The organism is Nocardioides ureilyticus (assembly GCF_051280745.1).
Classification (GTDB): domain Bacteria; phylum Actinomycetota; class Actinomycetes; order Propionibacteriales; family Nocardioidaceae; genus Nocardioides.
On the sequence record NZ_JBNCOG010000007.1, the window covers coordinates 41,361 to 52,959 of the forward strand.

Here is an 11,599-nt window from a genome sequence, read left to right on the forward strand (position 1 = left end):
TCGGCCTCCCCGGCGTGTCCCGGCTCACCACGTCAGCACAGCCTTCACGACCGTGCCGTCGTGGAGGTCGGCGACCGCGGTGCCGATCTCCTCGAAGGGGTAGGTCCGGATCCACTCGTCGACCGGGAGCTGGCCGGCGGCGTGCATCGCGATCAGCCGCGGCACCATCTCCTGCGGGTCGGAGTCGCCCTCGACGGAGCCCTTGACGACCTTGCCGTTCTGCAGCATGTCGATGGCGTCGAGCTGGTACTCCTCCGCGCCGAGCCCGAGCACCACCAGCTCCCCGCGGACGCCGAGGGACTGCTGGGCCTGCTTGACCACCGCGGGCACCGCGGTCGTGTCGATGGCGTAGGTGGCCCCGCCGCCGGTGAGCTCCTTGACCCGGTCGACGACGGTCGGGCCGTCGCCCTGCGCGGCCAGGGTCGCCGGGTTCACCACCGTGGCGCCGAGCGCGGCCGCCCGCTCCAGCCGGCTGTCCATGAGGTCGACGGCCACGACGGTGGTGACGCCGAGGGAGGAGGCGGCGGCGAGGGCGGCCAGGCCGACCGCGCCCACGCCGTAGACCACCAGGCTGTCCTCCGGCCGGGGCTGCAGGACGTTGAGCACGGTGCCGGCGCCGGTCTGGAAGCCGCAGCCGTACGGCGCGACCCGGGTCAGGTCGAGCGACCGGTCGACGACGACGCAGTTGTCGGCGTACGCGATGGCGTGGCGGGAGAACGAGGACTGCCCGAAGAAGTTCGAGAAGACCGGGCCGGACTCGCGGGAGTAGGCGGTCGAGCCGTCGGCGCGCATGCCCATGTAGTTGAGCAGCAGGGAGCTGTCGCAGTAGCCGACCAGTCCCTCGCGGCACCGGACGCACTCGCGGCAGGAGCGGAAGCTCATGACCACGTGGTCGCCCACCTCGATGCCGGCGACCCGGTCGCCGACCGCCTCGACGACACCGGCGCCCTCGTGGCCGAAGACGTGGGGGTACATCTCGGCCGGCAGCATCGAGGCCATCGTGACGTCGGTGTGGCACAGACCGGTGGCGACCACCCGCACCAGCACCTCGTCGGCCCGCGGCCCGTCGACCTCGACCTGCTCGAGGGTGAAGTCCTGTCCTGGCCCGTTGACGACGGCAACCGTGGTCTGCATGGCCGTCAACCTAGAACGTGTTCTCGGTTCCTGTCATGCGATCCGGGCTCCCTAGACTCGACCCGATGACCGATCCAGCCGCACAGCCGGCCGACCCCGCAGCCCCCCGCCTCGCCGAGACGTACGCCGAGGTCGAGGACGCCCTGCTCTCGCGGTGGCCCGAGACGAAGCTCGAGCCCTCGCTCGACCGCATCCGCGCCTTCACCGAGCTGCTCGGCGACCCGCAGGCGGCGTACCCGGTGATCCACCTGACGGGGACCAACGGCAAGACCTCGACCTCCCGGATGATCGACGCCCTGCTGCGGGCCGTCGAGCTGCGCACCGGCAGGTTCACCAGCCCGCACGTCGAGCGGATGACCGAGCGGATCAGCGTCGACGGCGATCCGCTCAGCGACGAGGAGTTCGTGCGCGCGTTCAACGACGTCGCGCCGTACACGCACCTGGTCGACGAGGACCAGCCGCACCCGCTGTCCTTCTTCGAGACGGTCGTCGGCATGGCGTACGCCGCCTTCGCCGACGCGCCCGTGGACGTCGCGGTGGTCGAGGTCGGGATGGGCGGGACCTGGGACGCGACCAACGTCGCCGACGGCGCCGTGGCCGTGGTCCTGCCGATCGCCGTCGACCACGCCCGCTACCTCGGCGAGACCATCGGCGCGATCGCGGAGGAGAAGGCCGGCATCATCAAGCCCGGGGCCCAGCTGGTGCTCGCGCAGCAGGAGCCCGACGCCGCCGCGGTGCTGCTCGAGCGGGCGGCGGAGGCCGGCGCGACCGTGGCCCGGGAGGGCCTGGAGTTCGGCGTCGTCTCGCGGGTCCCGGGCATCGGGGGGCAGATGCTGTCGCTGCAGGGGCTCCGCGCCCGGTACGACGACGTCTTCCTCCCGCTCCACGGCGCCCACCAGGCGCAGAACGCCGCGGTCGCGCTCGCCGCGGTCGAGGCCTTCCTGGCCGGCGGCGAGCAGGGGCAGCCGCTCGACGAGGAGGTCGTGCGCGAGGCGTTCGCCGACGTCACCTCGCCCGGCCGCCTCGAGGTCGTGCGGCGCTCGCCCTCGATCGTGCTCGACGCCGCCCACAACCCGGCCGGGGCGGAGGCGACCGTGGCCGCGCTGGAGGACTCCTTCACGTTCTCGCCGCTGATCGGCGTCGTCGGCGTGATGGGGGACAAGGACGCCGAGGGGCTGCTCGCGGCCTTCGAGCCGGCCCTGGCCCACGTCGTGTGCACCCAGAACAGCACCGGCCGGGCGATGCCGGCCGAGGAGCTGGCCGAGGTCGCCCGGGAGATCTACGGCGAGGACCGGGTCTCGGTGACGCCGCGGCTCTCCGACGCGATCGACGCCGCCGCCGCGCTCGCCGAGGCGGGCGAGGCCTTCGGCAGCCCGCTCGGCTCCGGTGCCGTGCTCGTGACCGGCTCCGTCGTCACCGTGGGCGAGGCCCGCACCCTGCTGGGAGGACCGCGATGAGCAACCCCGAGGCCCGCTCCCCGCGCCGGGGCATGTGCGCGGCGATCCTCTGCCTCGAGGCGGTGGTGCTCGGGCTGACCACGCCGGTGATGATCGCCGTGGTCGGCGTCGAGGCCGGTCGGGCGCTCGCCGTCGGGCTGGGCCTGGCCGTGGTGTGCCTGCTGCTCGCCGGGATGCTGCGCCGGCCGTGGGCCTACACCGCCGGGTGGCTGGTCCAGGTCGCGGCGATCGCGCTGGGCTTCGTCGTACCCCTGATGTTCGTGCTCGGCGCCATCTTCGCGCTGCTGTGGGGGACCGCCGACTTCCTCGGCCGCAAGATCGAGCGGGAGCGCGCGGCGGCGTACGCCGCGATGGCCGCGGCGCAGCCTGAGGGCTGACCGGCCCTCAGGCCAAGGCGTCCGTGAGGACGCGCAGGGCCGCCGCGAGCTGCTCGTCGGTGCAGCCGCCGAAGCCGACGACGAGCCCGTGGAGATCGGCGCCGCGGCAGTGGTCGGCCAGCATCGGTACGTCGAACCCAGCCGACCGCGCCGCGTCGTGGGCGCGCCGGGCGTCGGCCTCGGCGAGCCGGAGGGTGGCGTACATGCCGGCGACCGGACCGCCGAGGTCGCCGTGCGGCCCGAGCGCGGCCGCAACCAGCTCGGCACGCCGGGCGTAGCGGCGCCGGGCGGAGCGCACCACCCGATCGACGTACCCCTCGCGCAGCAGGGAGAGGAAGGCGCGCTGCACCGGCCAGGCGGCGGCGTCGTGCGTCACCTCGCGGGTCCGGTCGACCCGGTCGAGCACCTCTGCCGGTGCGACCAGCCAGCCCAGCCGCATGCTCGGGGAGACGGTCTTGCTGGCCGTCCCCAGGTACGCCACGCGCTCCCGGTCGAGGCTCGCCAGGGCGGGGACGGGCGCGACGTCGTAGCGGAACTCCGAGTCGTAGTCGTCCTCGACGACGAGCGCGCCGGTGGCCCCGGCCGCCGCCAGCAGTGCCACCCGGGTCTGACCCGGCATGGTGTGCCCCAACGGGTGCTGGTGCGCCGGGGTCACGTACGCCGCGGCGAGCCCCGCGAGGTCCCAGTCGGCGACGCCGGCGGCCGGGAGGTCGACGACGGTGCGGCCGGCCAGCTCGGCGCCGGCGGCCGCGGAGCGGTAGCCGGGATCCTCGACGCCGACGGGCCCCGGTGGCAGCGCCGTGAGCACGTGGCGCCACCCGTCGCCGGTACCGCTGGTGAGGCGCACGTCGTCGGGGTCGACGTCGAGGCCGCGGGTGCGGGCCAGCCGGGCGGCGAGCTCGACCCGCAGCGCGGGGAGCCCGCGCGGGTCGTCGTAGCCGTCCGGCGGCCGCGCCGCGGCCACATCACGCCAGGCGCGGCGCCAGGCGTCGTGGTAGCGCGGGTCGATCCACGGGGTCCCCGTGCCCAGCCGGACGAGTGCCGGCCCGGCGGGCGCCGGTGCCGGCCGGCGGCGGGGAGCGGGCTCCAGGCCGGTCCCACCCGCGACGAACGTCCCGGCGCCGTGGCGCCCCTCGAGCCAGCCCTCGGCGACCAGCTGGGCGTACGCCCGCTCGGTGACCGCGCGGGCCACGCCGAGCTCCGCGGCGAGCGCCCGCGAACTGGGCAGGCGGGCGCCGACCGGCAGCCGGCCGTCGCCGACCTGGCGCCGTACCTGGTCGGCGAGCTGCACGCCCAGGGGGCGGTGGTCGGCGCGGTCGAGGACGACGGCGAGCGTTCGTGCCAATGGCCTGCCCTTCTCGTGCGGAAGTGGCTGCTGAGCCTAGGCCACTTCACGGCCATGCTGGCCTGGTGACGACGAACGCCGCCCCGCTTCCCCCGCTGTCCCCGACCGACCGCACCACCGTCCAGCGCGGGAAGCACCGAGCCGTCGACGACCGGGCCGAGCTGCACCGCTTCCTCGCCGACGGGCTCGTCGCCCACGTCGGCGTGGTCGTCGGCGACCACCCGGTCGTGCTGCCGTGCGCGTACGGCGTCGACCTCGCCGGCCCCGACGACGGTGGCTCGCTCTACGTCCACGGCTCGGTCGCGTCGGTCTGGCTGCGGCGGGCGATCGGCTCGACGGTCTGCGTCACCGTCACCGAGCTCGACGGCCTGGTCACGGCCCGCTCGGCGTTCAGCCACTCGATGAACTACCGGTCCGCGGTGGTGATCGGTCGCGCCCGGCTCGTCGAGGACGATGCCGAACGGGCGCGCGCCCTCGACCTGGTCGTCGACCAGATGGTGCCCGGTCGGGCGGCCACCCTGCGCCCCAGCACGCGCAAGGAGCTCGCGGCGACCGCCGTGCTCGCCGTACCGCTCTCCGAGGCGTCGATGAAGGCGCGGGCCGGCGGGCCGAGCGACGAGCCGGAGGACCTGGCCGCCGGAACCTGGGGCGGGCACGTCCCGCTGCGCCGGGTGGCCGACCCGGTGGTGCCGGCTCCCGAGGCGACCGGCCCCGTGCCGGCCGACGTGGCCGCGCGCGCGGCGGACCTGGGCGCTCGGTAAGGTCCGGGCCATGACGCAGCGCACCCTGGTCCTCCTGAAGCCCGACACCGTCCGCCGCGGCCTGGTCGGCGAGGTCCTGTCCCGGTTCGAGGCCAAGGGGCTTTCGATCGTCGCGATGGAGCTGCGTCACATCGACGCCGGCAAGGCCGACGAGCACTACGCCGAGCACGTCGAGCGCGACTTCTACCCGCCGCTGCGCGACTTCGTCACCAGCGGCCCCCTCGTCGCGCTCGTGCTCGAGGGTGACTCCGCGATCGAGGTGGTCCGGGCGATCAACGGCGCCACCGACGGCCGCAAGGCCGCCCCCGGCACCATCCGCGGCGACCTCTCGCTCTCCAACCGCGAGAACCTCGTCCACGGCTCGGACTCCGAGGAGTCGGCGGCCCGCGAGATCGGGATCTGGTTCCCGCAGCTGGCGCTGTAGCGGTGTCAGGATCCCAAGTTCACTTGGGATCCTGACGCTTCGCGGCTGTTGCAACAGCCGCAAAGCGTCAGGGAAGGCCGTGGAGTGCCCGGCGGACCCGCCCCAGAAGCCACACCGACCACAGCGGTCCCACGCGACACACCGGCCAGCGGCGTGCCTCCGTCGTACGACGCCCGACCGTCCCTACGCTCCTGCGTGGGCGCCGGCCTCCTCCGTGCGCCCGTGACTTCCCCGGATGCGACGGACCTGCGAGGCACCAGGCATGGCGAACAGCTTCATCGGCCGCGACATGGCCGTGGACCTCGGCACCGCCAACACGCTGGTCTACGTCCGCGGCAAGGGCGTGCTGCTCGACGAGCCGAGCGTCGTCGCCATGAACGTGCACACCGGCGAGGTCCTCGCGGTCGGCCACGAGGCGAAGCGGATGATCGGCCGCACCCCCGACGGCATCACCGCGATCCGCCCCCTCAAGGACGGCGTCATCGCCGACTTCGAGGCGACCGAGCAGATGCTGCGGTTCTTCATCCAGCAGGTCCACAAGCGCCGCTACTTCGCCAAGCCCCGCATGGTCGTCTGCGTGCCCAGCGGCATCACCGCCGTCGAGCAGCGCGCGGTCAAGGAGGCCGGCTACCAGGCCGGCGCCCGCCGGGTCTACATCGTCGAGGAGCCGATGGCAGCCGCCATCGGCGCCGGCCTGCCGGTGCACCAGGCCACCGGCAACATGGTCGTCGACGTCGGTGGCGGTACGACGGAGGTCGCCGTCATCTCGCTGGGCGGCATCGTGACCAGCCTCAGCGTCCGCACCGCCGGTGACGACCTGGACTCCGCGATCGTGGCGTGGATGAAGAAGGAGTACTCCCTCATGCTGGGGGAGCGCACCGCCGAGGAGGTCAAGATGACCCTCGGCTCGGCGTTCCCGATGGCGGAGGAGCCCGAGGCCGAGATCCGCGGCCGCGACATGGTCAGCGGCCTGCCGCGGACCGTCGTGGTGTCCAGCTCGGAGATCCGGCAGGCCCTCGAGGAGCCGCTGCACGCCATCGTCGACGCGGTCCGCGCGACCCTCGACCAGACCCCGCCGGAGCTCGCCGGCGACATCATGGACCGCGGCATCGTGCTCACCGGTGGCGGCGCCCTGCTCCGCGGCCTCGACGAGCGGCTGCGCCACGAGACCGGCATGCCGGTCCACGTCGCGGAGGACCCGCTGTCCTCGGTCGCGCTGGGCGCGGGCAAGTGCGTCGAGGAGTTCGAGGCGCTCCAGCAGGTGCTCGTCACCGAGCCCCGGCGGTTCTGAGCCGTGGCCGGCAACGAGAGGCGCGAGCGCCGCTGGCGCGTCACCGAGCGGTTCGAGGACCGCGGCCGACCGCCGCGGTCGCTGGTCGTCGCGCTGCTCCTGGCGTGCCTGACGCTGATCACCCTCGACCACCAGACCGGCGGCGACTCGCCGCTGGAGCCCGCCCGCCGGGCGATGGGCGAGGTCTTCGGGCCGGTGGAGGTGGGTGCCGCCACGGTCGTCCGCCCGTTCACCTCCGTCCCCGACTGGCTGCGCACCCACGGCTCCCTGCGTGACGACCTCGCCGACCTCGAGGCCGAGAACGCCCGGCTGCGCGCCGAGACCCGCACCGCCGACTTCGACCGCAACCGCCTCGCCGAGTACGACGGGCTCACCGCCGCGGCCGAGGACCTCGGTCACGAGCTGGTCCCGGCCCGCGTCGTGGGGCTCGGCCCGTCGCAGTCGTTCTCCAGCACCGTCACCATCGACGCCGGCTCGCAGTCGGGCGTGCAGCCCGACATGACGGTCGTCAACAACGACGGCCTGGTCGGCCGCGTGCTGCGCGTGACGCGGACGACCGCGACCGTGCTGCTCATCGTCGACGCCGACTCGGTCGTCGGCGGCCGGATCGGCGCGTCGATGGAGATCGGCTCCGTGCGCGGCCGGGGCCAGCTCGGCTCGACCGGCCGGCTCGACCTCGAGCTCATCGACCAGGCCTTCGTGCCCCGCAAGGGCGACAGCGTCGTCACGTGGGGCAGCGAGAACGGCGCGCCGTACGTCGCGAGCGTGCCGATCGGCCGGGTCACGACCGTCTACTCCAGCCTGCGCGAGAGCGCGCAGCGTGCGGTCCTCGAGCCGTACGTCGACTTCGCCTCCCTCGACGTCGTCGGTGTCGTGGTGCCCTCCGGAACCGGCAGCGACCGTGCCGTCATCGGGGCCGACGGGAGCCTGAGGTGAGCCGCCGATGACGTCGCTGCGCGCCCTGGCCGCCGTGGGGGCGGTCTCCCTCGCGCTCGTCCTCCAGGTCTCGGTCTTCTCCCACGTCGCCTGGGCCGGCGTCGTGCCGAACCTCGTCCTGCTGGTCGTCGTCGGCACCGGCCTCGTGCGCGGAGCCCAGCCGGCGATGCTGCTCGGCTTCGCCGCCGGCGTCCTGCTGGACCTCGCCCCGCCCGCCGACCACGTCGCCGGACGCTGGGCGCTGGCGCTCGTGGCCGTCGGCTACGTCGCCGGCCGGGTCCGCCAGGACGTCCGCCCGACGGCGGGCTCGGTCGTCGCCACGGTCGCGGCGTGCTCGTTCGTCGGGACCTCGATCTTCGCGCTGACCGGCCTGGTGCTGCGCGACCCAGCGCTGGGCACCGGCGAGCTGCTGCAGGTGATCGCGATCAGCGTGGTGTGGGACGTCCTGCTCACGCCGTTCGTGCTGCCCCTGGTGATGGCCGCCTTCCGCAGGCTCGAGCCTGCCCGGGCGACGGCATGAGGGCCGGGGCATGAGCGGCGCCGAGGCAGCGAGCCGCCGCAGCAGGCTGCGCCTGGTCGTCGTCCAGGCGCTGGTCTTCTCGCTCTTCGCGACCCTCTTCGTCCGGCTCTACTACCTCCAGGTCGTCAGTGGGGAGCAGTACACCGCGCAGGCCGCCAACCAGTCCGTCCGCGACATCGTGGTGCAGCCCCAGCGCGGCCTGATCGTCGACGACATGGGCCGCCCGCTGGTGACCAACCGGACCTCGTGGGTCGTCTCGGTCGACCGCACCATGCTCGGCCGGATGAGCGAGGGCCAGCGCAAGAAGCTGGTCGAGCGGCTCGCCCAGGTCACCGGCGTCGGCGTCGGCACGATCAAGAAGCGGCTGGTCACCTGCGGCGACGAGGGCAGCCAGGTCGGACTGTGCTGGAACGGCTCGCCGTACCAACCCGTGCCCGTCGCCACCGACGTCGACCAGCCGGTCGCCCTGCGGATCCTCGAGCAGCCCGAGGACTTCCCGGCCGTCCTCGCCGAGCAGCAGACGGTCCGCGCCTACCCCGAGCCGTACGGCGTGAACCTCGCCCACGTGCTCGGCTACCTCAGCCCGATCACCGAGGAGGAGGTCGACCTCGCCGAGGAGCAGGGCGACGAGTCGGTCAACGGCGCCTCCCGGGTCGGCCGGGCCGGCGTCGAGAAGCAGTACGACCGCTGGCTGCGCGGCATGCCCGGCTACCGCAGCGTCGCCGTCGACTCGATGGGCCGGGTCCTCGGCGACGACGGCGAGGTGGAGGCGACCCCCGGCTCGACCCTCGTCACCTCCATCGACGCGCGCGTCCAGGGCCTGGTCGAGAAGGAGCTGGCCGGCGCCATCGCGAAGGCACGGACCGAGACCGACCCCGTGACGGGCCGGAAGTACGCCGCAGACTCCGGCGCTGTCGTCGTCCTCGAGGCCGACACCGGCCGGGTCGTCGCGATGGCCAGCCAGCCGACGTACGACCCCGGGGTCTGGGTCGGGGGCATCTCCAAGAAGCAGCTGGCGCGGCTCTACTCCGAGGCGGCCGGCACGCCGCTGCTCGGCCGCGCGACCCAGGGCCAGTTCGCCCCGGGCTCGACGTGGAAGCCGTTCATGACCGCCGGCGCGATGACGCACGGCTACGGCCCCGACACCCGGCTGGCGTGCTCCTCGGGCTTCCAGGTCGGCAACCGGGTCTTCAAGAACTACGAGTCCGGCGCCTACGGCTCGATCGGCTTCGACAAGGCGCTCGAGGTCTCCTGCAACACCTTCTTTTACCGGATCGGCTACGACTACTGGCAGCGGTTCGGCTCCGACGTCGACGACGTCGACGCCAAGGACCCGCTCGTCGACATCGCCCAAGTCTTCGGCTTCGGCGAGGAGACCGGCATCGACCTGCCGGGCGAGGCCCCGGGCCGGATCGCGGACCGCGCGTGGAAGCGCGGCTACTACGACTCGATGAAGGACTACTACTGCGGCATCGCCGACAAGCCGCAGGACGCCGACACCAGTGACTTCGTCTACAAGTTCGCCCGGGAGTTCTGCATCGAGGGCTACGCCTACCGGGCCGGCGACGCGGTGAACTTCGCCATCGGCCAGGGCGACACGATCGTCACCCCGCTGCAGCTCGCGGTGGCCTACGGCGCGCTGGCGAACGGCGGCACGCTGTGGGAGCCGCGCGTCGGCAAGGCGGTCGTCGACCCGAACGGCACGGTCGTGAAGGAGATCAAGCCGCGCAAGGCCGCCACGCTCGACCTGCCGCGGTCGGTCCTGTCCTACATCGACACCGCCCTGAAGGGCGTGAGCAGCCGCGGCACCATGGCGTGGAAGCTCCCCGGCTTCCCGCTCGACCAGGTGCAGATCCGCGCCAAGACCGGCTCCGCAGAGGTGTACGGCAAGCAGTCCACCTCGTGGGTGGCCTCCTACACCGACGACTACGTCGTGGTGATGATGGTCAGCCAGGGTGGCACCGGCTCGGGCCGCAACGGCGACTCCATCCGGCGCATCTACGAGGCGCTGTACGGCGTCGACGGCGAGACGGTCGACCCGCGCAAGGCCTACATCCCCGGGGTCCAGCCGCCGGTCGGCCTCCCGACCTTCATGCCCGACGGGTCGATCCTGCCGCCGGGGCGTCGGTCCGGGCAGGGTGAGGGCTCGTGACCGTCACGCGGATGACCCCTCGTACGACGGTCCGCACGACCGTCCGCGCCCCGGGGCTCGACTGGTGGTTGATGGGCGCGGTGCTCGCTCTGGTGACCGTCGGCACGCTGCTGGTGTGGTCGGCCACCTCGGCCCGCGACACGCTCACCGGCGGCGACCCCACGGCGTACCTGTCCAAGCAGGTCACCAACGTCGCCATCGGCACGGTGCTGATGGTGATGGTGATGGCGACCGACCACCGGTGGGTGCGGATCCTCGCGCCGCTGGTCTACCTCGGCTCCGTCGTCGGCCTCGGACTGGTGCTCTCGCCGGTCGGCAGCACGGTCAACGGCTCGCGCTCCTGGATCGACCTGGGCGGGATGTCGGTGCAGCCCTCGGAGTTCGCGAAGCTGGCCGTGGTGATCGGGATGGCGCTCGTCGTCGCCGAGCGCTCCGAGGGCCGGTGGCGCGCCCGGGTCGGCGCGGGCGAGGTGCTCGGCATGCTCGCCATCGCCGCCGTGCCGGCCGCGCTGATCATGCTCCAGCCCGACCTGGGCACGATGCTGGTGCTCTCGGCCACCGTCTTCGGCGTGCTCGCGGTCTCCGGTGCTCCGCGCCGCTGGCTGGTGCTCCTCGTCGGTGGCGGCGTGACGGTCGCGCTCGCGGCCGTGGCGGCGGGCGCGCTGAAGCAGTACCAGGTCGACCGGTTCCTGGCCTTCACCAACCCCGACCTCGACCCGCGCGGGGCCGGCTACAACGTCGAGCAGGCGCGGATCGCGGTCGGCAACGGCGGCCTCGTCGGGCAGGGCCTCTTCGACGGCTCCCAGACCCGTTCGGGCTTCGTTCCCGAGCAGCACACCGACTTCATCTTCACCGTCGCCGGCGAGGAGCTGGGACTCCTCGGCGCGGGCGCCCTCATCGGGCTGCTGGTCGTGGTGCTGTGGCGGGCGCTGGTGATCGCCAGCCGCACCGACGACGTCTTCGGCCGCATCGCAGCGGCCGGGATCGCGTGCTGGTTCGGCTTCCAGGCGTTCCAGAACATCGGCATGTGCCTGGGGATCATGCCCGTCACCGGCGTCCCCCTGCCGTTCGTGTCCTACGGCGGCTCCTCGATGTTCGCGGGCATGCTCGCCGTCGGGCTCCTGCAGAACATCCACCTCCGCGCCACCGCGCCCGCGGCCTCCCGCTTCGCCGGCCTCACCACCCGCTGACCCACCCCCCGG

Annotated in this window: 11 protein-coding genes; 9 read left to right on the top strand and 2 right to left on the bottom strand. The window is 73.5% G+C overall.

What is annotated here, in order from left to right:
• Window positions 1–24: 24 nt before the first annotated feature.
• The gene (locus tag ACSMHG_RS05595) at window positions 25–1,134 is read right to left on the bottom strand and encodes an NAD(P)-dependent alcohol dehydrogenase (RefSeq protein WP_435742476.1); all 1,110 of its coding nucleotides are present in this window, start codon (window positions 1,132–1,134) and stop codon (window positions 25–27) included.
• Between the two features lie 65 nt (window positions 1,135–1,199).
• On the opposite strand from ACSMHG_RS05595, the gene folC reads away from it, so the two are divergent.
• Together folC and ACSMHG_RS05605 are read left to right on the top strand one after the other, a co-directional pair.
• On the top strand, window positions 1,200–2,591 hold the full coding sequence (folC, locus tag ACSMHG_RS05600) for a bifunctional tetrahydrofolate synthase/dihydrofolate synthase (protein WP_435742478.1): 1,392 nt from the start codon (window positions 1,200–1,202) through the stop codon (window positions 2,589–2,591).
• Complete coding sequence (locus ACSMHG_RS05605) at window positions 2,588–2,968, top strand: DUF4233 domain-containing protein (protein WP_435742481.1); 381 nt, start codon at window positions 2,588–2,590, stop codon at window positions 2,966–2,968. The genes folC and ACSMHG_RS05605 overlap by 4 nt, the downstream gene beginning before the upstream one ends.
• Before the next feature lie 7 nt (window positions 2,969–2,975).
• Here the strand turns inward: ACSMHG_RS05605 and pdxR are convergent, their stop codons facing one another.
• The gene (gene pdxR, locus ACSMHG_RS05610) at window positions 2,976–4,313 is read right to left on the bottom strand and encodes a MocR-like pyridoxine biosynthesis transcription factor PdxR (RefSeq protein WP_435742483.1); all 1,338 of its coding nucleotides are present in this window, start codon (window positions 4,311–4,313) and stop codon (window positions 2,976–2,978) included.
• Window positions 4,314–4,378: 65 nt separating this feature from the next.
• Between pdxR and ACSMHG_RS05615 the strand changes: the two genes are divergently transcribed.
• From ACSMHG_RS05615 to rodA, 7 genes are all read left to right on the top strand, one after another.
• Window positions 4,379–5,074 carry a pyridoxamine 5'-phosphate oxidase family protein gene (locus tag ACSMHG_RS05615; protein WP_435742485.1) on the top strand — a complete coding sequence of 232 codons (696 nt, stop codon included), beginning with the start codon at window positions 4,379–4,381 and terminating at the stop codon, window positions 5,072–5,074.
• Between the two features lie 10 nt (window positions 5,075–5,084).
• A complete protein-coding gene (ndk, locus tag ACSMHG_RS05620) occupies window positions 5,085–5,498 on the top strand; it encodes a nucleoside-diphosphate kinase (protein WP_435742487.1) in 414 nt (137 codons plus the stop codon).
• 262 nt (window positions 5,499–5,760) lie between these two features.
• Window positions 5,761–6,789 (top strand): rod shape-determining protein, encoded by a 1,029-nt coding sequence (locus ACSMHG_RS05625; protein WP_435742489.1) that lies wholly within the window; start codon window positions 5,761–5,763, stop codon window positions 6,787–6,789.
• Window positions 6,790–6,792: 3 nt separating this feature from the next.
• Window positions 6,793–7,725, top strand: coding sequence for a rod shape-determining protein MreC (gene mreC / locus ACSMHG_RS05630; RefSeq protein WP_435742491.1), 933 nt, complete (start codon window positions 6,793–6,795; stop codon window positions 7,723–7,725).
• A 7-nt stretch (window positions 7,726–7,732) separates the two neighbouring features.
• On the top strand, window positions 7,733–8,245 hold the full coding sequence (mreD, locus tag ACSMHG_RS05635; protein WP_435742493.1) for a rod shape-determining protein MreD: 513 nt from the start codon (window positions 7,733–7,735) through the stop codon (window positions 8,243–8,245).
• Between the two features lie 10 nt (window positions 8,246–8,255).
• The gene (mrdA, locus tag ACSMHG_RS05640) at window positions 8,256–10,397 is read left to right on the top strand and encodes a penicillin-binding protein 2 (RefSeq protein WP_435742495.1); all 2,142 of its coding nucleotides are present in this window, start codon (window positions 8,256–8,258) and stop codon (window positions 10,395–10,397) included.
• An 11-nt stretch (window positions 10,398–10,408) separates the two neighbouring features.
• Entirely contained in the window at window positions 10,409–11,587 is a 1,179-nt protein-coding gene (rodA, locus tag ACSMHG_RS05645) for a rod shape-determining protein RodA (RefSeq protein ID WP_435742498.1), read from the top strand.
• Window positions 11,588–11,599 lie beyond the last annotated feature (12 nt).